The organism is Paraburkholderia caledonica NBRC 102488, from assembly GCF_000685095.1.
In the GTDB taxonomy this organism is placed as follows: domain Bacteria; phylum Pseudomonadota; class Gammaproteobacteria; order Burkholderiales; family Burkholderiaceae; genus Paraburkholderia; species Paraburkholderia caledonica.
In genome coordinates this window covers 20,212-43,070 of record NZ_BAYE01000018.1, presented here as the reverse complement: position 1 = coordinate 43,070, position 22,859 = coordinate 20,212, and the positions used below count along the sequence as shown (strand labels likewise).

The following is a 22,859-nucleotide window of genomic DNA, read 5'->3' as shown; positions in this document are numbered from 1 at the left end:
ATGAACGTATGGCTTCCGTACTCGACACCTCTGTTCAGCACCATTCGGCCAACCGGAGCGGCCGCGACTTCGTAGTCGGCGACTTGCACGGTTGTGTCGACGCGTTGCGCTATCTGCTGCGCCTCGTCTCGTTCGATCCTGCATGTGACCGGCTCTTTTCGGTCGGCGATCTGGTGGATCGCGGCGAGCATTCCGAACAGGCGTTGGCTCTGCTCGACAAGCCGTGGTTTTTCGCCGTGCTCGGCAATCACGAAGACGCGCTGTGCGCCGTCGCCGATGGCCGGTTGCGGCGGCAATGGTGGTATGGCATTGGCGGCGCGTGGGCAGCGAATCTGCCCGACGAGAGTTTGCGTCGCTACGCCGAGCGGCTGCGCACGCTGCCGCTCGTGCGCGTGGTGGGCAGCGGGCCTGAGCGTTTCAATGTTCTACATGCCGAATTTTTCGGCACCGACGCCGAACTCGACGCCGGCAGTTTCTCGGCGGAAACGCGCCAGCAGTTGCTGTGGGGACGTGATCTCGCGATGGGCAACGGCGATCCGCAACGGCAACGTGGTTTGTCGCTCACGTACTGCGGTCATACTCCGATGCGCGACATCAAGCAGGTTGGCGCGCAAGTGTTTATCGACACCGGCGCATTCGGTCCGGGCGGCAGGCTGACTATCGTCGAGCCCAGAGCGCTACGGCGCTGGTCGATTTCAGTGGAAGAAGCGCGCGCCGAAGGTGCGGCGGCGCTGACGCTGCCCTGACGAGGCGCTCATCGAGGCGCTCTTAGCCGACTTGGTTGAGCTCGAACACCATATCCACGCTCGTGCCGTTCCAGTTGTATTCCAGATACGCCGCGTGGTGACAGTCGCGCAACAGCGTTGTCCTGAATGCAGCGAGGCATTCGCCCTCAGTATCCCGCACCGATGGATATGCGATGCCCGGTGCTCCCGCCTCACGCACTGCACGGCCGAGCGATTGACCGGCGAGGTAGTCGTCGGGAGAGAGCACTGCAAGATCGAGCTTCGGATCGCCGCGAAGGTCGAGCACCTCCCCTTGCGCCACGACGGTGTAGAGGCGCATTTGCTGACGCATTGGCGGCTCTGCGGTGGCTTCGAGAAATCTGGCCGTGTGATACCGCGTTTCAGCGATGGCCGTGACGCGCGAACGGGCGCAATAGAACACGCCGTAGGTGCCGTCGGAAAACCTGCTGCCTAGCGGATTCAGATGCGTGAGCGCGGCCATGATCGGTCCGTAGCCCGGCCCAAAGCGGCGTTCTTCGCGCGGCACGAGATCGAGTTCTCCGACTTCGGTGCGCAGACGGTCGTTGGTCATTGCTTCGAGCGCGTATAACGCGTCGAAATCTTCCGGCGATGCAACCCGATCGAACAGATTGACGGCCGGAAAGCGAGTGGGAATCACGCGATACGCGGGCGACCAATCCAGAGACGCGCTGCGCCAGCGGTCCTGCCAATGCGGTTCTGTCACGCCCAGCCGCCTCGCATTGCGTCGAGATACTGGCGCACGGCCACGAGGTCGCTGACATTGCCCGCCAGCATGCGGTCGAGCGCGCGACGGCCGCCGAACGGAGGTGCGCTGTTAGGGCGTTTGATCCAGGTGTCCGCTGTGCCCGGTTGCGGCAACAGGATTTGCAGCGCCTTGTAGATGCCGAGCAGCAGAGACAGGCGCTCCAGCGTATCGCGACCGACGCGCGCCGTTTCCGGCGCCTGCTTCCACTTGAAGTAAGTGGAGCGGCCCGGCGAACCGAGCAGCATGATCTGCTCGTCGGCGCTTAGATCCCAGTCTTGCGCAATTCTGAAGAACGCGCGCAAACCCGCCGCAGACATTTCTGCAAACGATGGTTCCGAAGTCGACCGACGCAGAGGCGCTTCGGGCTGGGTGGCGCGGGCGGCATGAGCCATGAGCGGGTAAGTCCTTATATGTACTTATTGCATATGTTAGTCCAAATATGGATTTTTGCAAGGGAATATAATCCCCGCTCGTCATGAAAGTCAAAGATTCAGGAGATGCGGCAGATGTGGTTTCGAGTAGTAGCAACGGCGCTCGCCGTGTGGTGCGCGTCTGGAGCGGCCATGGCGGCCGGTTATACAGAAGTGTGGAATCCGCCCGAGGTGAGCGCGCATGGCAAGCACGGCGCGGTTTCCGGGCAGTCCGTGCGAGGTGGGAAGGGCGCTTCGAAGTCGGCGACCGCGGCCGGTCGCGTAGTGAAGTCCGCCGATCACGGCGGTAGCCAACGCGTGGCGGCCACAGGCGCCAACAAAGCTTCCCACACGGCGGAAGGCAAGTCGAAGCACAAGGTAGCGGTCACCGCCCCAGTCACGAAAGGCCGCGCCCCAGTGGCGCAGACGCAACCCGGTCAGTCAAAGGCCGCGCACGCCGCTACGACTCAAAGTCACGCCGCCGCGGACGGCGCGATGAGCGACAGCGGGAGCAAGCGAAGTGCGGCGAAAACATCGGCGACGCTCGAGCCTCATGCCTCCGCGCCCTCGCCAAATACCAGCACGAATCAGACGGCAGCAACCGCGGACCCGGCGACAGCCCGCAGCGGCTCACTTCCGCCGATTTTGCACTGAGTCGCTGGACCGCCAACGCACCCACAACGCGTCCCTCCAGCCAGCTCACCCGCTCGCCAGCCCGTTCGTCACCAGCCGCAGCGTTTCCTTAGAACGCTCGTCCCGCACGCGGGAGTGCAGCGTCACGCGAGACTCCGGCAGTCGCGGCAGTCCAAGCCGCCCGCCGACATCGATCAAACCGCGCGGCGCTACTCTGCGCGCAAGTGGCGACACCGCGAGTCCCGCGGCCACCGCCGCGCCGACAGCCGCGACGCCGCCGCCGACGAAGACCTCCTGCCATGCCACCGACGCCTCCGTCAGCGTACGCAGCGCGACATCGCGCACGTTGCACGGCGGGCTCAACAGTGCGAGCGCCAATGGCTCGCCCATTCGTGGCAGCCAGGCCGGCGTTGCGAGCCATTCGAGCGGCTCGCTGAACAATACCTGGGCGTCGTCGCGCGGCGGCTCGTCCGCGCCATACCGGATGATCACCGCATCGAGACGGCGTTCGTCGAAATGGGCGAGCAACGCAGCGGACGTGCCCAGGTGCAGTTCGACCACGAGCCCCGGGTCGTGCGCGTTCAGTCGCGCCAGCAGTTGCGGCAGGTCGGGCCCCGCGACATGTTCGCTCAGGCCGAGCGAGAGCCGCCGACGCTCCGCCAATAGCGACCCCAGCGCCCGCTCATGCGCGTTCAACAGGTCGCGGGCAGCGCTCAGAAACGCCTTGCCGTCGACGGAAAGACGCACCACGCGGGGCGTGCGCTCCAGCAACTGCTTGCCCAGATGCACTTCCAGGCGCTTGAGCTTGAGGCTGACCGCGGATTGCGTGGTGTCGAGCGCAGCGGCGGCGCGCGTGAAGCTGCACAGATCGGCGACAAGCACGAACGCACGGACGGCATCCAGATCGAGGACTTTCATTTCAGTTGAATATAGATGAAATAGCCAGCAATATCTGTTCATTATGTACCGGCCCACCTAAGCTGTGTGCACGTATTCACACACTTGAGGAGTCAGTCATGCCACTTACCCAAATCGCTTTGCGCGCCGGCAAGCCCGCCGAATATCGGAAGGCAATTGCGGACAGCACTCAGCGGGCGCTCGTTGCCACATTCAACGTGCCGAAAGACGACATCTTCATGTTGATCACCGAGCACGAAGCGGACAACTTCGTGTACGACAACCAGTACCTGAATGTGCAGCGAACCGACGACCTCGTGATGATTCAGATAACGCTGAACAACACGCGCACGCTGGAGCAGAAGAAGGCGCTTTACAAGCGCATGGTCGATGAGTTGCATGAGTCGCCCGGGCTGAGGCGAGAGGATGTGCTGATCAACCTCGTCGAAGTTTTGAAAGAGAACTGGTCGTTCGGCAACGGGATCGCCCAATACGCGCTTTGAGCGGCGGCGCTCGCTTCAACCGGTTCCGTCCGGGCGTTGCGGCAGTTTTGCCGTTGCGGCTTGCCTGGCTCGCACAGCCTTCAGCCTCCGAGGGGCGCAGCACCGGTCGCTATAATGGTCCGTTGTTCCCGATCATTCACTGACCGCTCCTCGCCATGGCACCCGAGCTCACCGATCCGTCTCACGAACCGCTGGAAGTCGGCGGTTCGGTCTGGTTCCAGGCGGGCGCCAATACGCTCGGCGGCGCGTCGCGAATCGCGCTTCTCGCGGCGATCGGCGAAACCGGCTCCATCACCAGCGCGGCGAAGGCCGTCGGCATGAGCTACAAGGGTGCGTGGGACGCCGTCGATGCAATGAACAACCTCGCCGGCGAGCCGCTCGTCGTGCGTCTGACTGGCGGCAAGGGCGGCGGCGGCACTACGCTGACGCCGCGCGCACTCAAGCTCATCGATACCTTTCGCGCGGTCGAGCGCGAACATCGGCGCTTTCTCGAGCGTGCGGGCGCCGCAATCGAAGGTTTCGCGCCGGACTGGGATCTGATCGGCCGTATCGGCGTGAAAACGAGCGCACGCAATCAGCTGTACGGCACCGTAGCGCATATCGCGCGCGGCACGATCAACGACGAAGTCTCGCTGACGCTTCCCGGCGGGCATACGATCGTCGCCGTCCTCACGCACGAAAGCACTGAAGCGCTTGGCCTTGCAGTCGGCTCGGCGGCGTTCGCGCTGATCAAGGCGTCGTGGGTCGTGCTGCTAGTCGAACGTGAAAACGGCGCGCCGCTGAAGCTGTCTGCTCGCAACCAGCTGCGCGGCATCGTGCAATGCGTGAAGCGGGGCGCAGTTAGTGCCGAGGTGTCGCTCATGCTCGAAGGCGGCGCGATCATCACAGCCGTGGTCACGAACGAAAGCGCCGAATCACTCGGCCTCGCACAAGGCGCGAGCGCCGTCGCGGCATTCAAGGCGTCCAGCGTGATACTCGGCGTGAAAGACTGAGCGTTCGTGCGAGAGAGAGGGCAAGGGCAAGGGCGCGCGCCAATCAGGTTTCGCTGCGTGCGTAGCCGCTGAATGCCTGGTTTTCGCGAACGCGGCCGTCGTTGATCTGCACGACCTGATCGCCGAAGGCGGCCACGTCGTCGGGATCGTGCGTGATAAGCACCATCGGAATATCAAGCCGTGTCTGCAAGTCGGATAACTCCAGCCGCATGCGCTGACGCAGCGTGCTGTCCAATGCCGAAAACGGCTCGTCCAGCAACAGCAGTTGAGGTTGCGCGACGAGCGCGCGCGCAAGCGCGACGCGCTGTTTCTGCCCACCCGAAAGCTGCGCCGGAAAATTGCCGACGACACCGCGCAACTCCAGCGCGTCGAGCCAGTAATCGATCTGTGCATGGCTGCTGCGCGCGCGAGGATTGAACCAGCCGCGCTGCAAGCCGAAACCGATGTTTTGACGCACGTTCAGATGCGGAAACAGCGCATAGTCCTGGAAAAGGTACGCGACCTTGCGCGCCTGCGGCTTCAGATCGACATTGAGCTTGCTGTCGAACAGCGCATTGCCGTGCAGCGTGATCTTGCCTTCGTCGGGACGCAACAGGCCGGCGATCGCCTGCAGCGTCAGACTCTTTCCCGCGCCGGACGGACCGAACAACACCACGCGCTGCGTGGTCGCAGTAAAAGCGACGTCGAGCGTGAAGCGGCGTTCGGCGCTCACGAATGTCTTTTGGATGTCGACTTCGATCGGCATATCAGCGGGAAACCAGAAGCGTGCGCTGCGGCACGAGGCGGCCGGCGACCAGCAGGATCACGACGCACGTGACCGAGGTCACGATCACGAGGAAATTCGCCGTGGCGTCGTCGCCCGCTTGCACGGCTGAGTAGACCGCGACCGAAAGCGTCTGCGTGCGGCCCGGCAAGTTGCCCGCGATCATAAGCGTGGCACCGAATTCGCCGAGCGCCCGCGCGAATGCCAGCAGGCCGCCGGCGAGAATTCCTCGCGCGGCAAGCGGCAGGCTCACGCGAAAGAAAACCGCCGGTTCGCTGACGCCGAGCGTGCGCGCGGCGCGTTCGAGTTGCGGATCGACGGCTTCGAAGGCGGCGCGCGCCGATTTCAGCACCAGCGGGAACGCCACCGCCGTCGACGCGATCACCGCGCCTTGCCAGGTGAACACCAGTTGAATGTCGAAGCGGTCGAGCCAGGCGCCGATCACACCGCGTCGCCCGAGCAGGACGAGCAGGTAGTAACCGAGCACCGTGGGCGGCATGACGAGCGGCAGCGTCAGCAACGAATCGACGACGTCGCGCGCTCCAGAGCGCCAGCGCGACAGGCCGAAACCGGCGGCAACACCGAACACCAGATTCAGCGCGGTCGCCCAGCCTGCCACCTTGAGTGACAGCATCAGCGGAATCCAGGCTTGTTGCATGATCGTGTGCGGTCCGTTGTCGACGTTGATGGAGGTAGAGCGATCGGGAGTTAGTGGGCCGGTTTGAAACCGTACTTCGCCAACACCGCCTGGCCGGCCGGCGACAAAACGAAGCTTACGAAGGCCTGCGCGTCCGCTGCATGACGGCTGCTCTCCACTTGCGCGATCGGGTAGGTGATCTGGGTTTGCGTCGGCACCGTCAGCGCGACCTTCACCTTGCCGGGGACGATTGCGGCATCGGTGCCGAACACGAAACCGGCGTCCACTTCACCACGCGACACATAATCGAGGCTTTGACGCACATTCGCCGCAAGCACGGCCTTGGCGCTCACGGCATCCCACACGCCGGCGGCTTGCAACGCACCTTGCGTGTAGCGGCCGACCGGCACGGAGGCCGGGTCGCCATACGCAATCCGTTTTACATTCGACGACGTCAATTCGTTGAGACTGGACGGCGCAAAACGGCTGTCCGCCGGGACGATCAGAACGAGCGAATTGGCAGCGAAGTCCTTGCGCGTGGCCGGTACGATGACTTTCTCCGCTGCGGCCTTGTCCATGGCCTTCTGGTCGGCTGACGCAAAAACGTCGGCGGGCGCGCCTTTGACGATTTGCTGCATCAATACGTCGGACGCGCCGAAATTGAGCAGGACCTTGGTGCCGGCGTGCTGCTTTTCAAAGGCTTCGCTCACTGCGGTGAACGCATTGGTCAGGCTGGCGGCCGCGGACACGACCAGTTCATCGGCGCGGGCGTTGACGCTAAAGACAATAAAGACCGCGCTGGTCATAAGCAGCGCTTGTTTCAGCAGGCGGCGGGACAGTGTCATGAACGTGTGGAAGTCCGGCGCGCGCCGGAACGGTGATTGGAAACCCGTATCGTAATATAGACGAGGTTATAGCGCTGGCGCGACGAGCATGCCGCCGGGCGAAGAAGGCGGATGGCGAGGCCAGAAAACGGCTTAGACGTTCAGTGAGTGCGGCGGCGCGAGGCTGTTTCGCGTCTGCGAGAGTGGCGCGGCGGCCGGCCGGACATCGCGCGCGGCCTTCCACTTAGCCCGAATGAACGGTCGGTCGTGGCCGGACACTTTTAGCGCGATGTGCGTCACCCAGCGCTGAGTCGGCACGTGAACGCCGTGCATCAGCACGGCAAGCGCCATCAGACTGACCGCGACTGGGAGCACGGAAAGGCGCTCGGGAACGGCGTTCCACGCCATCCGCACGAACAAAAGCGCGGCTAGCGCGCCGACGAGGCACCCAGTGATTGCTTCCGAAGGCGAGTGCGCGCTCAGCACGACACGTGACAATCCAACCGCCATTCCGGCAGCCAACCCGAGTACAACGCCCAGCACGCGGACGGACGGCCGCGTGCGCAAAAGCATCAGGAAGAGGGCGACTGGATAGACGGCCGTCGAGAGCATGGCATGGCCGCTGACGCCCGTGAAATCGAACTCGCGCACGCCTACGCCCCAGCCCAGGAACGCCAGCTTCGTCACCGTCACCACGCCGATTGCCGCGCCGAGCAGCAGCAGCCAGCCGGCTGCCATGCGCCACGTGTAGCCGACCCCGAGCCACATCGCGATGGCGAACGCTAGCGGCAGCGTCATGCCGGCGCCGCCGAGGCTGGTGATCGAGTACCACAGTTGGGATGGTAGGTCGGGCATCGCGAAAAGGCGGTCAGAGCCGCATAGAATCATTGATATCTCACTAGCGCGCGAGCAAGGCAAAGCGCCGACGCGTTCGGTAAGCGCCTAGTATAGACGGCGCCTGCTGACGGCTCTCGCCGCGTAGACAAGCTTTTTGCTTGGGGATGTTAGGCGGCTAACAGGCGCCAGCAGCCTTTAATGGCGGTCGGGGACAAGGTTTAGTGCGGCAAGCGGTACCGGCGGTCGCCAGGCGGCTTCTGCATCGCCTGAGGATTGATGTTATTGTGCATTGCACAAGAAACGCATGTGCGTTCGTCAATCCTGCCCTTTTTGCGAGGTTTAGCGCCGATGGCAAAAAGTCTATCGAAAATCTGGCTCCGCGGCCTCAAGCGCCTGCTCGCTATTCAGACCGAGCACGCCCACACGACCGCCAAGCGCGCAACTAAGCGCCCGACCCGCGCGGCATCCAGCAAGCCGTCGACGAAGGTCCGCCCGCTGAAGTCTGCCGCACTGCGTTCGCCCGTCAAACGCGAAGCGCCGCACGCGGCCGCACGCGAATCGCGGGTGCGGCCACGGGCGGCAGCGTGGGCGAGCGGATCGTGGACACGTTCGTTCCATTCGGCGCCTGCTGCGCCCGGCCGGCTGGTCAATCATCTTCAATACGGCCTCTACGTTCCGTCGGGCCACGCTCTCGAAACCATGCCGCTGCTTGTAATGTTGCACGGCTGCACGCAATCCATAGACGAATTTGCGCAAGGTACACGGATGAACGTGCTGGCGGACCGCTACGGTTTTGCTGTCGTCTATCCGGAACAGTCGAAGCACGCGCATTCGCACCGCTGCTGGCATTGGTACGACTCGGGCGAAAGCGCGGGTGGTGCCGAGGCGCGGGCGGTGGTGTCGCTGGTCGATGCGCTGGTCGCCCAGCATGGTTTTGACAGCGAGCGCGTGTATGTCGCTGGAATTTCTGCGGGAGCGGGGCTCGCGGCGCTGCTGGCGCTGCGTTTTCCGGACCGCTTTGCGGCGGTCGCGCTGCACTCTGGACCGGCTTTTGGCGAAGCCCGCTCCGGCATTACGGCGATGGACGTGATGCGGCGCGGCGCGCGGCGCGATCCTGCTGAACTCGTAGACGAGGTCGCGGACGTCGCGCACTACCCGGGCATGCCGGCGCTCATCATCCACGGCGACGCCGATCATGTGGTTGCGCCGGTCAACGCCGACCAGCTTGCGACGCAATTTCTGCGTCTGAATCGGATGATCGATCCCAAAGGCGCGCGCAAATCCGGCGAAATGCGCGAAGAGCGCAAGGGCGGCATGACGCTACGCGACTATTTCCGTAGCGGCCGGCGCGTCGTGCGCGTGTGTCACGTGCAAGGCGTGGCGCATGCCTGGAGCGGCGGGGACGACTCTGTGCCGTTTCATTCCGCGAAGGGCCCGGACGCCAGCACCATGGTGTGGGAGTTCTTCAAGCACCAGCGGCGCGTGGGCGCGGGCGTCGCCGAGAGCACTTCGGCCGACGCCTCTGCGTACGCACGGTGACTTTTGAGCAACAACCGAAAATGATTGTTGGCGTAATCCTAGGGTTTTCCCTATAATACGGGTTATCCCCTAGGCGTAATGCCTGCACTCATTACCGAGGTTCTCATCATGTACCTGCTTACCCGCCTGTTCCTGTTTTTGACCAAGTCGCCCGAACAACTCGCAAAAGAACGCGCTGATGCGTTCCTGGCCGAAGCCACCGACCTGTATGACCTCGAGTTCCGCATGCACAAGCTGGATCGCGACGCGAACTTTCGTCAGCCGTCGTGGATGAGCCAGCACTAAGCTGACTCTGATTGAAGCATCGGTGGTAGCAAACGACGCCGGTGCTGGCGACGGGCTGAGTTTCGGCTCCCCAGCTAGTAGTGCTGCTACAAAGGCCGGTTTCCGGCTGCGTTACAAAAACACCGTGAGCGCGTGCTCACTTTCCGAAACGAGCCAGCGTCCGGGCTCTCGCCTGCGCGTGGTCGACGATCGGCGCCGGGTAATCCTTGCCTAACACAACGTCGTGTTGTGCGAGCCGTTCCGCGCCCGCCAGCCACGGCGCGTGGAGCCATTTAGCCGGCAGTTTCCCCAACTGCGGCAAATAGCGTTTGATGAACCGGCCGTCGGCATCGAATTTTTCCGATTGCGTGACTGGGTTGAAGATCCGGAAATAGGGCTGGGCATCGCATCCTGTCGAAGCCGCCCATTGCCAGCCGCCATTATTTGCCGCGAAGTCGAAATCGTTCAGTTGGTCGGCGAAATAGCGCTCGCCGAGCCGCCAGTCCACGCCCAAGTCCTTCACCAGAAAACTAGCGGTCACCATGCGCAGACGGTTATGCATGTAGCCCGTGCTGTTGAGCTGCAACATGGCCGCGTCGATAAGCGGATAGCCGGTGCGGCCTTCGCACCATGCGGCGAACGCTTCATCCGCTTCCGGGCCCCGCTCCCAACGCAGACGGTCGTACTCTTCCTTGAACGAGGCGCCGCCCGCGAGCCTGGGGTGATGCGACAGGATCATGAAGTAAAAATCCCGCCAAATCAGTTCCGAGAGCCACGTCGCTGAGCCCAGGCCGTCCGGTTGCAGAGACATCTCATGAGCGAGCCGCGCGAGCGTGCGAATCGACACGGTGCCAAAGCGCAAGTGCACCGACAGATAGCTAGGCCCCTTGGCCGCCGGAAAATCCCGCCGTTCAGCGTAGCTGTCGATACGCGTGAGAAAGTCGTCGAGCAGCAGCCGCGCGCCGCTCATGCCGGTGGGCAACTCGAGCTCTCCGAGATTGCTGGGCGCGAAGCCCAGTTGATCGAGCGTCGGTAGATGCCGGTCTAGTTTTGCCGGCAGCTTGGCCAGGTGGTTTGCGTAGGTTTCGACCGGATAAGGCTTCAGATCGAAGCTCGTCAGTTGCTTGAGCCACGCGTTCTTGTACGGCGTGAAAACCGTGAATGGCTTGTTCTGGCCAGTCAACAGTTCCGCGCGCTCGAAAATCACCTGATCCTTGAAAGTCAGCCATTGGCGTCCTGCCTCGGCGAGACGCTCGCGCACCTTCTCGTCCCGCTCGATCGCGGCGGGTTCGTAGTCGTGGTTCGCAAATACCGCATCGACCTGCAACTCGTTGGCGAGCTTCGGAACGAGATCGGCCGGATCACCGCTCAGCACGACGAGCCCGCCACCCTGAGCGCGCAGCGCTTCGTCAAGTTCGCCCAGCGACGCAAGAATGAACTCGACACGGCGATCTTGCGCCTGCGTGCCCGGATGAAGCGTCAGCCACTTATCAACGAGCGGTTGCAGGATCGTCGTATCGAACACGAACACGCACCACACGCGCTCGCAATGCTTGAGCGCATAGTACAGCGCGGCGTTATCGGTGCTGCGCAGGTCGCGGCGAAACCAGACCAAGCCGGTGTCGAAGGTGTCGTTCAGTCGTCGGACGCGTGTCATCGGCAAGTTGAGATGTAAATGGCTGCGCGCCCGCCCTCGGCGTCGAGGGGCGGGCGCGGATGAAGTCGGCACTTGAAGTGCCGCGCCCTTCCGGCGAGCCGTGAGCGACCCGCCGACGTGGCAGCTTACGCGACTTGCAGACGAACTGCGACGTTGTTGCGCGTAGCGTTCGAGTACGGACAAACCTGGTGAGCGGCGTCGACCAGTTCTCTGGCTGCATCTGCATCCAGACCCGGCAGCGAGATACGAAGATCGATGTCCAGTGCGAAGCCGCCCTTGTCGTTCGGACCGATACCGACTTCTGCAGTGACCTGAGTATCGGCAGGCAACGTCTGCTTGTGCTGACCCGCGACAAACTTCATTGCGCTGAGAAAACATGCCGAATAGCCAGCCGCGAACAACTGCTCGGGGTTCGTGCCGGCTGCGCCGTTGCCTCCCAATTCGCGCGGGGCAGCGAGCTTAACGTCCAACGCATTGTCCGACGATACTGCACGGCCGTCGCGGCCACCGGTGCTCGTTGCACTTGCTTTGTAGAGGATGTTCATCGCGCTGCTCCTTGATCTGGGTTGTAAGGGTCTGCATGTTGCCGCTTCGCGCTACCTGCCGTTGTGGCGCGGTGCCAGTGAAGCGGCGTGTGATAAATATAGTACACAAATCATTTGTGTACAAATGAAATTTTGCATAGCGTCGATAGGTCAGCGTTTTGCATCGGCGCGTCTAGTTATCCATGTAGTCGTTAAGCGTGGTGCGCAGGCGAGTCAGATCGTCGCGCAATCGCAGCAGGAATTCGGGCGTCTGTTGGGTGGCGCAGAAGATTTCGGCGGGCACCTCGCGGGCCTGACGCTTGAGCGCTGCGCCAGCCTTGGTGAGCCGAACGTAGACGAGACGTTCGTCTTCTACTCCCCGCACCCGTTCTACTAGACCTTGCGTCTCGAGGCGCTTGAGCAGGGGCGTGACAGTCGCCGAATCGAGGTTCAGGCGCGCGGCCATACCCTTGACCGTGACGTCGTCGCTTTCCCATAGCACCAGCATCGCCAGATATTGCGGATACGTAAGACCGAGCTTGTCGAGAAGCGGCTTGTAGGCCTTGGTCATCGCCAGCGACGTGGAGTAGAGGGCGAAGCACAGTTGCTCGTCGAGCGTGAAGGGCAAAGCGGGGCGCTGGGTCATGATGCATCTCGTGTCAAAGGAGTGCACGCAAATAGATTGAGTGCAAACCATTGTGCCGCAAATCGGCGCACATTGACGACTATGAGATGCAAAGGCGGACTACGAGAAACGGGCGCCGCGGTGGATGGCAGCCCCGCCAAACAGGCAACAGAGCGCCCGTGCCGCGAGCGGCAGTTGGCGCCAGGCGTCAGGCTGCCGGTGTAGTCGGCAGATCAGGCGTTTGCGGTGTCTGCACGCCGTAGCAGCCGCGATATGTCGCGTAGAACGAGCAATACAGCATGGTCGTGACGATCATCGTCGCGGGCATCAGCACGGCGAACGCGAAGTCGCCCGCGCCGAGCGCCTGCATCAAGGCCGACAAGCCGAGCGACACCGTCATGGCCACGGCAAACCACAGCGCGCCAAACACGATGAATGCGCCGCGGTTGCGCCAACAACTGACAAGGCTGAAGAACATCGCCTTGACGGGCGGTACATCGTGCCACGCCGCGAGAATGGGCGAGAACCAGAACAGCATGGCCACTGGAATGTAGAACGCAAAGGCCGTAACCACGGCCAGCGGCATATTGCTGTTGGCGACTGCCTGAGGGTCCATTGCGGCGCCCGCGCCAAGCATCACCTTCAGCAACATGCCGCCGTCGGCGAGTGCCGAACCCGCGAGCACCACCGCCATCGCGATTACGTAGAACACGCCGAGCACGATCAGCCGACGGGCGACCACTGGTCCGTACGAACGGAAGCCATCCACGAGGATTGTTGGAAAGACGGGCTTGCCCGCGATCGTATTGCGGCATGCGGCCATGAAGCCGACGGCGACGCCTGGGATAAACGCGAGCGGCAACACGCTGCCGATCAGCGGGATTTGCGCAACCAGCGTCATCACTAGCAGATAGGTGAAGAAGAGTGTGAGAAACGCGAGCGGATTCTTGCGGAACAGCCAGATACCTTGCCGGAACCATACATAGCCAGTTTTCGCGGGGACTTCGATCAGTTGCATGAGGTGTGAATGCCTGGAAGTGCGACGCCGGACAGGCGCTCGCGCAGAATGCGTTCGAAATGGCCGGGATCGTGCGGTTTAAGCAGTTCGGCCGCGCGCGGCAAATGAAAATCATACAGGCGCGAGACCCAGAAACGGTACGCGCCCGCCCGCAGCATGTCGCCCCAATGACGGTTTTCTTCGACGGTAAAAGGACGCACCGTCTGATACGCGCGCAGCATGGCTTCGGTGCGAGCCTCGTCGAGCCTGCCCGTGGCGAGGTCGACGCACCAGTCGTTGACTGTGACGGCGACGTCGAACAGCCACTTGTCGCAGCCGGCGAAGTAAAAATCGAAGAAACCGCCGAGACGTACTTCGTGACCGGTCTCCGGCGCGGCATGCGCAAACATGGCATTGTCGCGGAACAGGTCGGCGTGACAGGGCCCCTCAGGCAGCGCGGCGTAATCCGCCGACGCGAAGAATGCCTCCTGATACGCGAGCTCGGACGACAGCAAGTCACGCTGTTCGCCTTCGAGAAACGGCAGGATGGTCGGCACTGTTTCCTTCCACCACGGCAGACTACGCAAGTTCGGCTGATAGCCGGTGTAATCGCGCCCGGCGAGATGCATGCGCGCAAGCATCTGTCCGACTTCGATGCAATGTTCGACGCCCGGCGCCAGTTCCGGCGCGCCTTCGAGTTTCGTCACGATAGCGGCCGGCTTGCCGTGCAGGATGCCGAACAGCGACCCGTCCTCGCGCGGCATGGGGTCCGGCACAGGCACGCGGTGCTCCGCAAGATGGCGCATCAGGTTCAGATAGAACGGCAACTGCCCGGCCGTGAGCTTTTCAAAAATGGTAAGGACGTATTCGCCGCGCGTGGTCGTGAGAAAGAAGTTGCTGTTTTCGATGCCGGACGTAATGCCGCGAAATTCGACGACTTCGCCGAGATCGTAATGGCGCATCCAGCCTGCTAGTTGGGATTCGGTGACAGCGGTGAAGACAGCCATGCGGGAAACGTCAGGTCAGGTTGGTCGGGCTGGCGCGATGCGGCCAGCGGGCTACGTGCGGTGGTGAAAGCAGTGCGGAGCGTGCGTTCAGGCAGGTCGGCGGAACAGTTGCGAGGCTCGGCGCACCGCCGCGCGATGCGGAATTCAAACTCACAGCACCGGCGACGTGCGCCGGCGCAGGGCATTGATCAGGAGCGGCGCCGGCGCCCCGCCAGGCGTCAGTACCTCAGGTTCACCGAGGGCAGACGCGTGCTCGCGCGTCCGTTGTCGCGCACGGTGGGCGACGTATCGAGTGGCGCGCTCATCTGGTAGCGCGTGCCAAGGTTCGAGCGGACGTTGATTTCGACGGGCTTGCCTTTGTCGCGGTATTCAGTAATTTCTGTGCCGTTCCCGCTGCGCTCGTGGAAGCTCGGCGTGCGCGGGACGTTGATTTCCACCTTCGAGCTGACCTCGGCTGCCGGCCGGTTGATCTTCTCCAGGTCGGGCAGGCCGGCTCGTTCGTTGGCGGACTGCGGCGCGCCCGGGGGCGGAGTGTCGTCGACAGGCTGGGCAGCCATCGCGGCGTTGCCAAAGGCAAGGGCCAGTGCAACGGCGACGGGAAGGAGCGGCTTCATGGTGATTCTCCGGAATGGTGCCCCGATTCTAGCAAATCCAGCTTCTGCCACGGGCGCAATCGCCTTATTTTGCGCCGCTTTCCCGCAGCGCGCCCACAATCTCGCTCGCCCCCCGGCGGCGCGTGCTGCGCGCGCCTCGACGTCATTTGGCGATCATGGGTTCCGTGGTAATGTCGTCTCATCAATAGAGGCGAATGAAGATGAACAACGATACCAATCAACGCGCGGTGCAAACTCCCGCCAACAGCTTCCCGACCGAATCCTTCGACGACGCTGCCGAGGCCGTTACACGCCTGTCGGCCATTTACGAAGCCAACACGTCTTTCTTGCGCGACGCCTTCGCGCGCTATCGCCGCAACGAGCTGTTCGAACGCCGGGTACGTGCGTGCTACCCGTTCGTGCGCGTCTGCACCGAAGTCAACACGCATATCGACTCGCGCCGCTCGTACGGTTTTGTCGCTGGCCCCGGCGTGTTCGAGACAACTGTCACGCGCCCCGATCTGTTCGGCAACTACTATCGTGAGCAGTTGCGTCTGCTCGCGAAAAACCATCATGTGAAGATCGAAGTTGGCGTGTCGAATCAGCCGATCCCCATTCATTTTGCGTTTGCCGAGGGCATTCACCTCGAAGGCGATCTGGATCGCGAGCGCCTCTTCCTGATGCGCGACGTGTTCGACACGCCCGACCTGGCGCTGCTCGACGACCGTATCGTCAACGGCACATACGAGCCATTGGCGGGCGAGCCGCATCCGCTTGCGCTGTTCACGGCGGCGCGCGTGGATTTCTCGCTGCACCGGCTGAAGCATTACACGGCGACTTCGCCCACGCATTGCCAGAACTACGTGCTGTACACGAACTACCAGTTTTACATCGACGAATTCGTCAAACTTGGCCGCACCATGATGGCCCATACAGACGACGAGGAACTGCGCGCCTATCGCAGCGAATACACGTCGTTTGTCGAACCGGGCGATGTGGTCATGTACAACGAGAATCTCGGTGAGCAGGCGCAGGAAGGCACGGCGCCGCCGCGTCTACCGCAAATGCCCGCGTATCACCTGAAGCGCGCCGATGGCAGCGGCATCACCATGATCAACATCGGCGTCGGGCCGTCGAACGCGAAGACCATTACCGATCACATCGCCGTGCTGCGTCCGCATGCGTGGATCATGCTGGGCCACTGCGCGGGCCTGCGCAACACGCAGCGCCTCGGCGACTATGTGCTCGCGCACGGCTACGTGCGCGAAGATCACGTACTCGACGCCGATCTGCCGCTGTGGGTGCCGATTCCGGCGCTCGCCGAAGTGCAGGTCGCGCTGGAGCGCGCCGTCGCGCAAGTCACGCAGCTCGACGGCGTGGAACTTAAACGGGTTATGCGCACGGGCACGGTCGCGAGTGTGGACAACCGCAACTGGGAGTTGCGCGATCATCGTGAGCCGGTTCAGCGGCTGTCGCAAAGCCGCGCGATCGCGCTCGACATGGAAAGCGCGACCATTGCGGCAAACGGATTCCGCTTCCGCGTGCCTTACGGCACCTTGTTATGTGTGTCCGACAAGCCGCTGCACGGCGAGCTGAAGTTGCCCGGCATGGCCGATCAGTTCTATCGCGCGCAGGTCGACCAGCATCTGCAAATCGGCGTGAAAGCCATGGAGCTTTTGCGCGAGAACGGGCTGCATCGTTTGCATAGCCGCAAGCTGCGCAGCTTTGCAGAGGTGGCGTTCCAGTAAACGGAGCGTCGGGGCGGGCGGTTTTTGCTATGGGCGGTTCTTCCGTCGGCGGGTAGGTCCGGCCGGCAGAGGAGCAAGGGCATCAACCGATGCGTCTACTGCCCAAAGCCGGTCAGCCCGATCACGCTCCCCGCGGCAAGCAGCCATAGCGGATGAATGCGCGTCTTCAATGCGATTGCGGCTGTGGCCGCCGTGACTGCCCACGCAATCGCCGTCGAATCCGACGCCTCCGCGATCAGCGCCGCGCTCGCCGCGACGATGCCTGCCGTAACCGGCACCAGCCCCAACTGGGCATAACGCCGCCACGGCCGGTCCTTGAAGCGGTCCCACGCGTGGAGCGCGAGTATGGTCACGATTGACGACGGCCCGAACTTCGCGATCGACGTCACCAGCATGCCAGGCCAGCCGGCCACGTGCCATCCAATCAGTGTGACGATCATCAGGTTGGGCCCCGGCGCGGCTTGGGCAAGCGCGAAGAGCGCACTGAATTCGCTGGCCGGCATCCAGTGATGCACCTCGACCACCTGACGCTGCATCTCCGGAAGAATGGTGTTGCCGCCGCCGAATGCGAGCAGCGAAAGCTGACTAAAAATGATGGCGAGAGAAACGAGCGTGTCGTTCATTGTGCGCTCCTCGATGCAACGTAGATGCTGAGCGGCGTGAGCACAAGCATGGTGGGCAACAGCGGCAGCCGCATGATCGCGATAGCAACGAAGCCGAGGGCGGCGATGAGTGCGGCCATCGGTTTATTGCGCAGCGGCAGCAAGATCTTTACCGCCATCGAAATTAGAAGCCCCGCCGCGGCCGCCGCAAGTCCCGCAAATAGATGACGCACATGCGGATCGTCCTGCGTGCGCTCGTACAACACGCCAAGACCGATCACCACCAGCGACGGCCCGGCGATCAAGCCGAGCAATCCAGCGAGCGCGCCTGGGATTCCGCGAAAGCGCATGCCGACGGCTACTGAGAGATTGATCACATTGCCGCCCGGCAGAAACTGGCAAAGCCCAAGCAGATCGGTGAACTCTTCCGCGTTCAACCAGCGGCGTTGCTCGACAAGCGCGCGGCGCGCGAGCGGCAACGCTCCGCCGAATGAGATGAGTCCCAAGCCCAGAAAACCGCCGAAAATTTCCCGCAGAGTGGGCCTCGGCCCTGCGGCGGAGTCGAGTGAGGTGAGGTTGTGGTCCATGGCGCTTCGCTTTCGGTTCAAGCTCAGGAGGTTAGCGCCGAAACGCCATGCGGCAAAACGATTTTTGCGCGCGCCTTTGTGATCTACAATCACAAGCATGGCCCGTAATCTCCCTCCGTTCCCGGCGCTGCGCGCCTTTGAAGCCGCGGCGCGACACGAAAGCTTCACCGCTGCGGCGAACGAACTGCATGTGACGCACGGTGCAATCAGCCGGCAAGTCGCGGCGTTCGAGTCGTGGCTAGGCGTGCAAGTGTTCCAGCGTCATGGCAAGCGCGTTCGCCTGACGGCGGCCGGTCGCCGCTATCTGTCCACCGTGCAGGCCGCGTTCGACAGCATCGCGCACGCCACTGACCAACTGCGCGACACCGGCGTCGTTCACGTTCTGCGGGTGAATGCATTGCCCACGTTCGCGATGAAATGGCTGCTGCCGCGCCTGCATCAATTCCAGCGCAAGGTGCCGAACGTCGAATTGCGATTGGCGACGTCGAACGCGCCGGTCGAAACATTGGATAGCTTCGACGTCGCGGTGAGGCGAGGCCCCGCTCATTGGCCAAACTGTGTGAGCGGCCACTTTCTTGGCGAGAGCGAGCTTCCTGTGTGCAGTCCCGCGCTACTGCAGCGCTCGCCAATCAAGACGGCCGACGACCTCGCGCGACATGTTCTCCTGCATTCCGATACGCGGCCCGATGCTTGGGGCAACTGGTTGTCGGCCGCGGGCGTGACGGCGAAATGTCGGAAGAAGCAATCGTTCGATCACTTCTATCTGGCCTTGCAGGCCGCAGTAGATGGACTCGGCGTGGCGCTGGGCCCCTTGCCGTTACTTGCCGACGAACTCGCGTCCGGCCGGCTCGTGATGCCGCTGGCGGCGCCGCGCATCGACGCGCGCGGCTATTGGTGGGTGGCAAGAAGAGAGGTCGCCCACGCGCCGCTCGTCGCGCAATTCTGCGAATGGTTGCAGGCGCAAGGCGATCAGACTGATCAGGCGCAAACGCAAACGGGCAGCCCCGAGGCCGCCCGCTTGAATGATTGATCCAGCAGTGTTGCGCGCGAGCGCTGCGCTCGCACGTTACAGATAGAACATGCGGTCTTCTTCAGACTTGGTGGGCTGCGGCTCAGTGCCTTCGCGATCTTCGTAGAACTTGAGCACCGCTTCGAGCACCTGGTCCGGGTCGTCGATCACCTGCATCAGGTCGATGTCTGTCGGATTGATGAGGCCCATAGGCGTGAGCGAGTTCTTGAACCACGCAAGCAGACCTTCCCAGAACTCTGCGCCCACCAGAATGATCGGCACGTGACGCGACTTCTTGGTTTGAATGAGCGTGAGTACTTCCGCGAGTTCGTCGAGCGTGCCGAAGCCACCGGGCATCACGATCACGGCATCTGAATTCTTCACGAACGTAACCTTGCGCGTGAAGAAATGACGGAAGCGCAGCGAGATGTCTTGCCACTGGTTACCGGACTGCTCGTGCGGCAACTCGATATTCAACCCGACCGAAGGCGCCTTGCCTGCATGAGCGCCTTTATTTGCGGCTTCCATGATGCCTGGGCCGCCGCCGGAGATCACGGCGAAGCCTGCATCGGAGAGCTTGCGCGCGATTTGCGTGGCGAGTTTGTAGTACGGCGAGCTGGGTTTCAGGCGCGCTGAACCGTAGATGCTGACAGCGGGGCGGATCTCCGAGAGGTACTCGGTCGCCTCGATAAACTCTGCCATAATCGTGAACATCTGCCACGATGCGCGGGCCTTTTTTGCCGTTGCGCGCTCTTGATCTGCGAGTGATCGCAGACTCGGAATCACTTTTCTCTTAGTCATAATGCCTGAAGAACGAAGCCTTGAAGGTAAGACCCTGCTATTGGTCGACGGTTCGAGTTATCTGTACCGGGCCTACCATGCGATGCCTGATCTGCGCGGGCCCGATGGTGGTCCCACAGGTGCGCTCTACGGGATGATCAACATGCTGCGGCGCATGCGCAAGGAAGTCACAGCAGAGTATAGCGCGTGCGTGTTCGACGCCAAGGGCAAAACGTTTCGCGACGACTGGTATCCCGACTATAAGGCGAATCGTCCATCCATGCCGGACGATCTCTCGCGGCAGATCGAGCCAATTCATGTGGCCGTGCGTGCACTCGGCTGGCCGCTTCTGATGATCGACGGCGTGGAAGCCGACGACGTGATCGGCACGCTTTGCACCGAGGCGGAAAAGCGTGGCATGAACGTGATCGTGTCGACTGGGGACAAGGATCTGGCGCAGCTCGTGTCGGATCATGTCACCCTCATCAATACGATGACCAACGAAAAACTCGACCGCGCCGGCGTTCTTGCGAAGTTCGGCGTCCCCCCGGAGCGCATTGTCGACTACCTGTCGTTGATCGGCGATACCGTCGACAACGTGCCCGGCGTCGAGAAATGCGGGCCGAAAACCGCGCTCAAATGGCTGTCGCAATTCGAGTCGCTAGATGGCATCGTCGCACATGCAGACGAGATCAAAGGTGCGGTAGGAGACAATCTGCGACGTGCTCTGGATTTTCTGCCGATGGCGCGCAAGCTCGTCACCGTGGAGCGTCATTGCGATCTGACCGAGCATCTCACGTCGATCGAGGAGAATTTGCAGAGCCGGCCCGAATCGCGCGAAGAATTGCGCGATGTCTTCACGCGTCACGGGTTCAAGACCTGGCTGCGCGAGGTCGAAATTGCCGATGCGGTCGAAGGGCCGGAAACCGACGTGCCGCCCGCGCTCAGCGTCGATCACGAGCGCCACTACGAAACCGTGCAAACGTGGGAACAGTTCGACGCGTGGCTGCAAAAAATCAACCCAGCTGAACTGACCTCGTTCGACACCGAAACCACGTCGCTCGATCCGATGACCGCGCAAATCGTGGGCCTGTCCCTGTCGGTAGAAGCGGGTCATGCGGCTTATGTGCCGCTCGCGCATCGCGGCCCCGACGCGCCCGTGCAACTGCCGCGCGACGAAGTGCTTGCGAGGCTCAAGCCGTGGCTCGAAAGCGCGGAGCACAAGAAGGTCGGTCAGCATCTGAAGTACGACGAGCAGGTGCTGGCCAATTACGGTATCGAGATGCGCGGCGTCGAACACGACACGCTGTTGCAATCGTACGTGCTGGAGTCGCATCGTCCGCATGACATGGACAACCTCGCCTTGCGCCACCTCGGCATCAAAACGATCAAGTACGAAGACGTCGCGGGCAAGGGTGCCCAGCAAATCGGTTTCGACGAAGTCGCGCTGGACAAAGCCGCCGAATATGCCGCAGAAGACGCCGACGTAACGTTGCGTCTGCATCAGGCACTGCATCCGCAGCTTGCTGCGGAAGAGGCGCTCGAGCATGTCTATCGCGACATCGAAATGCCCACGTCGCGCGTATTGCGCAAGATGGAGCGTACCGGCGTTCTGATCGACGCGGAAAAACTGCGTCAGCAAAGCAGCGAAATCGCCGCGCGTCTGATTCAGCTGGAGAGCGAGGCGTATGTGCTCGCCGGCGGCGAATTCAATCTCGGCTCGCCGAAGCAGATCGGTCAGATCTTCTTCGAGAGACTCGAATTGCCGGTCGTGAAGAAGACGCCGAGCGGCGCGCCGTCCACCGACGAAGAAGTACTTCAGAAGCTCGCGGAAGATTATCCGCTGCCTAAAATCCTGCTGGAACACCGCGGCTTGTCGAAGCTTAAGTCGACCTACACCGACAAGCTGCCGCGCATGGTCAACGCAACAACCGGTCGCGTGCACACGAATTACGCGCAGGCCGTTGCGGTCACGGGCCGCCTTGCGTCGAACGATCCGAACCTGCAGAACATTCCGGTGCGCACCGTCGAAGGCCGCCGTATTCGCGAGGCCTTCATTGCGCCACCGGGGCACAAGCTCGTCTCAGCGGATTACTCGCAAATCGAACTGCGCATCATGGCGCACATTTCCGGCGACGAATCGTTGCTGCGCGCGTTCTCGCAAGGAGAAGACATTCACCGCGCGACGGCGGCCGAGATTTTCAGCGTGACGCCGCTCGAAGTGTCGAACGATCAGCGGCGCGTGGCGAAGGTCATCAACTTCGGTCTGATCTATGGCATGAGTTCGTTCGGCCTCGCGTCGAACCTGGGCATTACGCGCGACGCCGCGAAGCTCTATATCGACCGCTATTTCGCGCGCTATCCGGGCGTCGCTCGCTATATGGACGAAACGCGTCTGAGCGCGAAGGCGAAGGGTTATGTCGAAACGGTGTTCGGCCGCCGGCTGTGGTTGCCGGAAATCAACGGCGGCAATGGTCCGCGCCGCCAGGCCGCGGAGCGCGCGGCCATTAATGCGCCAATGCAAGGTACGGCCGCCGATCTGATCAAGTTGTCGATGATCGCGGTGCAGAAATGGATCGAACAATCCAGGATCGGCACCCGCATGATCATGCAGGTCCACGACGAACTGATTCTCGAAGTGCCGGACGCCGAACTGTCTGAAGTGCGCCAGCGTCTGCCCGAGTTGATGTGCGGCGTCGCCGCGCTGAAAGTCCCGCTGGTCGCTGAAGTGGGCGCGGGACTCAACTGGGAGGAAGCGCATTGACGCCTGTGCGACGGCGCGCGATATCGTCGTGTGCATGTCACATATGCGTATTGGCGGCTTGTGACAAACCATGCTGCTCGCGGACAATCGGTAAAGACGCGTGCCTCTCGCGCGCGATCACGACGCACAACCCATTGGCAAATACGGAGAGTTCA

25 protein-coding genes are annotated in these 22,859 nt (G+C 62.4%); 9 read left to right on the top strand and 16 right to left on the bottom strand.

The window, feature by feature from the left end; genetic code table 11:
- The first annotated feature begins 8 nt into the window (after positions 1–8).
- On the top strand, positions 9–746 hold the full coding sequence (locus tag BCA01S_RS26860; RefSeq protein WP_027779554.1) for a metallophosphoesterase: 738 nt from the start codon (positions 9–11) through the stop codon (positions 744–746).
- Between the two features lie 22 nt (positions 747–768).
- On the opposite strand, the gene BCA01S_RS26855 is transcribed toward BCA01S_RS26860, so the two are convergent.
- Both BCA01S_RS26855 and BCA01S_RS26850 read right to left on the bottom strand, forming a co-directional pair.
- Positions 769–1,470, bottom strand: coding sequence for an RES family NAD+ phosphorylase (locus BCA01S_RS26855; protein WP_027779553.1), 702 nt, complete (start codon positions 1,468–1,470; stop codon positions 769–771).
- Complete coding sequence (locus BCA01S_RS26850; RefSeq protein WP_027779552.1) at positions 1,467–1,904, bottom strand: MbcA/ParS/Xre antitoxin family protein; 438 nt, start codon at positions 1,902–1,904, stop codon at positions 1,467–1,469. Before BCA01S_RS26850 ends, BCA01S_RS26855 begins: the two co-directional genes overlap by 4 nt.
- Before the next feature lie 114 nt (positions 1,905–2,018).
- Here BCA01S_RS26850 and BCA01S_RS26845 point away from each other — a divergent pair, with 114 nt between their 5' ends.
- The gene (locus BCA01S_RS26845) at positions 2,019–2,576 is read left to right on the top strand and encodes a hypothetical protein (protein ID WP_027779551.1); all 558 of its coding nucleotides are present in this window, start codon (positions 2,019–2,021) and stop codon (positions 2,574–2,576) included.
- A 45-nt stretch (positions 2,577–2,621) separates the two neighbouring features.
- Here the strand turns inward: BCA01S_RS26845 and BCA01S_RS26840 are convergent, their stop codons facing one another.
- Positions 2,622–3,473 carry a LysR family transcriptional regulator gene (locus BCA01S_RS26840; protein WP_027779550.1) on the bottom strand — a complete coding sequence of 284 codons (852 nt, stop codon included), beginning with the start codon at positions 3,471–3,473 and terminating at the stop codon, positions 2,622–2,624.
- A 98-nt stretch (positions 3,474–3,571) separates the two neighbouring features.
- Here BCA01S_RS26840 and BCA01S_RS26835 point away from each other — a divergent pair, with 98 nt between their 5' ends.
- The gene (locus BCA01S_RS26835; RefSeq protein ID WP_027779549.1) at positions 3,572–3,955 is read left to right on the top strand and encodes a tautomerase family protein; all 384 of its coding nucleotides are present in this window, start codon (positions 3,572–3,574) and stop codon (positions 3,953–3,955) included.
- A gap of 155 nt (positions 3,956–4,110) precedes the next feature.
- On the top strand, positions 4,111–4,947 hold the full coding sequence (locus tag BCA01S_RS26830; protein WP_027779548.1) for a TOBE domain-containing protein: 837 nt from the start codon (positions 4,111–4,113) through the stop codon (positions 4,945–4,947).
- 43 nt (positions 4,948–4,990) lie between these two features.
- Here the strand turns inward: BCA01S_RS26830 and BCA01S_RS26825 are convergent, their stop codons facing one another.
- From BCA01S_RS26825 to BCA01S_RS26810, 4 genes are all read right to left on the bottom strand, one after another.
- A complete protein-coding gene (locus BCA01S_RS26825) occupies positions 4,991–5,692 on the bottom strand; it encodes a sulfate/molybdate ABC transporter ATP-binding protein (protein ID WP_027779547.1) in 702 nt (233 codons plus the stop codon).
- A 1-nt stretch (position 5,693) separates the two neighbouring features.
- Positions 5,694–6,368 carry a molybdate ABC transporter permease subunit gene (modB, locus tag BCA01S_RS26820; RefSeq protein ID WP_027779546.1) on the bottom strand — a complete coding sequence of 225 codons (675 nt, stop codon included), beginning with the start codon at positions 6,366–6,368 and terminating at the stop codon, positions 5,694–5,696.
- Positions 6,369–6,418: 50 nt separating this feature from the next.
- Positions 6,419–7,192: a molybdate ABC transporter substrate-binding protein gene (modA, locus tag BCA01S_RS26815; protein ID WP_027779545.1), complete on the bottom strand. Its 774-nt coding sequence runs from the start codon at positions 7,190–7,192 to the stop codon at positions 6,419–6,421.
- Between the two features lie 132 nt (positions 7,193–7,324).
- Complete coding sequence (locus BCA01S_RS26810) at positions 7,325–8,026, bottom strand: phosphatase PAP2 family protein (protein ID WP_027779544.1); 702 nt, start codon at positions 8,024–8,026, stop codon at positions 7,325–7,327.
- A 330-nt stretch (positions 8,027–8,356) separates the two neighbouring features.
- Between BCA01S_RS26810 and BCA01S_RS26805 the strand changes: the two genes are divergently transcribed.
- Positions 8,357–9,547 (top strand): extracellular catalytic domain type 1 short-chain-length polyhydroxyalkanoate depolymerase, encoded by a 1,191-nt coding sequence (locus BCA01S_RS26805; protein ID WP_027779543.1) that lies wholly within the window; start codon positions 8,357–8,359, stop codon positions 9,545–9,547.
- A gap of 108 nt (positions 9,548–9,655) precedes the next feature.
- Positions 9,656–9,832 (top strand): DUF3563 family protein, encoded by a 177-nt coding sequence (locus BCA01S_RS35345; protein WP_084166948.1) that lies wholly within the window; start codon positions 9,656–9,658, stop codon positions 9,830–9,832.
- A gap of 136 nt (positions 9,833–9,968) precedes the next feature.
- Here BCA01S_RS35345 and BCA01S_RS26795 read toward each other — a convergent pair whose 3' ends face one another.
- From BCA01S_RS26795 to BCA01S_RS26770, 6 genes are all read right to left on the bottom strand, one after another.
- Positions 9,969–11,468 (bottom strand): cryptochrome/photolyase family protein, encoded by a 1,500-nt coding sequence (locus tag BCA01S_RS26795; protein ID WP_027779542.1) that lies wholly within the window; start codon positions 11,466–11,468, stop codon positions 9,969–9,971.
- A 125-nt stretch (positions 11,469–11,593) separates the two neighbouring features.
- Positions 11,594–12,013 (bottom strand): organic hydroperoxide resistance protein, encoded by a 420-nt coding sequence (locus tag BCA01S_RS26790; protein WP_027779541.1) that lies wholly within the window; start codon positions 12,011–12,013, stop codon positions 11,594–11,596.
- Between the two features lie 172 nt (positions 12,014–12,185).
- Positions 12,186–12,638 carry a MarR family winged helix-turn-helix transcriptional regulator gene (locus BCA01S_RS26785; RefSeq protein ID WP_027779540.1) on the bottom strand — a complete coding sequence of 151 codons (453 nt, stop codon included), beginning with the start codon at positions 12,636–12,638 and terminating at the stop codon, positions 12,186–12,188.
- A gap of 187 nt (positions 12,639–12,825) precedes the next feature.
- Entirely contained in the window at positions 12,826–13,635 is an 810-nt protein-coding gene (locus tag BCA01S_RS26780; RefSeq protein WP_027779539.1) for a BPSS1780 family membrane protein, read from the bottom strand.
- Complete coding sequence (locus tag BCA01S_RS26775; protein ID WP_027779538.1) at positions 13,626–14,621, bottom strand: homoserine kinase; 996 nt, start codon at positions 14,619–14,621, stop codon at positions 13,626–13,628. The genes BCA01S_RS26780 and BCA01S_RS26775 overlap by 10 nt, the downstream gene beginning before the upstream one ends.
- 218 nt (positions 14,622–14,839) lie before the next feature.
- Positions 14,840–15,235 carry a hypothetical protein gene (locus BCA01S_RS26770; RefSeq protein ID WP_020071014.1) on the bottom strand — a complete coding sequence of 132 codons (396 nt, stop codon included), beginning with the start codon at positions 15,233–15,235 and terminating at the stop codon, positions 14,840–14,842.
- Positions 15,236–15,435: 200 nt separating this feature from the next.
- Between BCA01S_RS26770 and BCA01S_RS26765 the strand changes: the two genes are divergently transcribed.
- Entirely contained in the window at positions 15,436–16,962 is a 1,527-nt protein-coding gene (locus BCA01S_RS26765) for an AMP nucleosidase (RefSeq protein WP_027779537.1), read from the top strand.
- Between the two features lie 95 nt (positions 16,963–17,057).
- On the opposite strand, the gene BCA01S_RS26760 is transcribed toward BCA01S_RS26765, so the two are convergent.
- Both BCA01S_RS26760 and BCA01S_RS26755 read right to left on the bottom strand, forming a co-directional pair.
- Complete coding sequence (locus BCA01S_RS26760) at positions 17,058–17,585, bottom strand: chromate transporter (protein WP_027779536.1); 528 nt, start codon at positions 17,583–17,585, stop codon at positions 17,058–17,060.
- Positions 17,582–18,151: a chromate transporter gene (locus BCA01S_RS26755; protein ID WP_027779535.1), complete on the bottom strand. Its 570-nt coding sequence runs from the start codon at positions 18,149–18,151 to the stop codon at positions 17,582–17,584. Before BCA01S_RS26755 ends, BCA01S_RS26760 begins: the two co-directional genes overlap by 4 nt.
- 97 nt (positions 18,152–18,248) lie before the next feature.
- On the opposite strand from BCA01S_RS26755, the gene BCA01S_RS26750 reads away from it, so the two are divergent.
- The gene (locus BCA01S_RS26750) at positions 18,249–19,181 is read left to right on the top strand and encodes a transcriptional regulator GcvA (protein WP_027779534.1); all 933 of its coding nucleotides are present in this window, start codon (positions 18,249–18,251) and stop codon (positions 19,179–19,181) included.
- 36 nt (positions 19,182–19,217) lie between these two features.
- On the opposite strand, the gene BCA01S_RS26745 is transcribed toward BCA01S_RS26750, so the two are convergent.
- Positions 19,218–19,961, bottom strand: coding sequence for an LOG family protein (locus tag BCA01S_RS26745; protein ID WP_027779533.1), 744 nt, complete (start codon positions 19,959–19,961; stop codon positions 19,218–19,220).
- A gap of 1 nt (position 19,962) precedes the next feature.
- Between BCA01S_RS26745 and polA the strand changes: the two genes are divergently transcribed.
- Positions 19,963–22,704 (top strand): DNA polymerase I, encoded by a 2,742-nt coding sequence (polA, locus tag BCA01S_RS26740; RefSeq protein ID WP_027779532.1) that lies wholly within the window; start codon positions 19,963–19,965, stop codon positions 22,702–22,704.
- Positions 22,705–22,859: the final 155 nt, after the last annotated feature.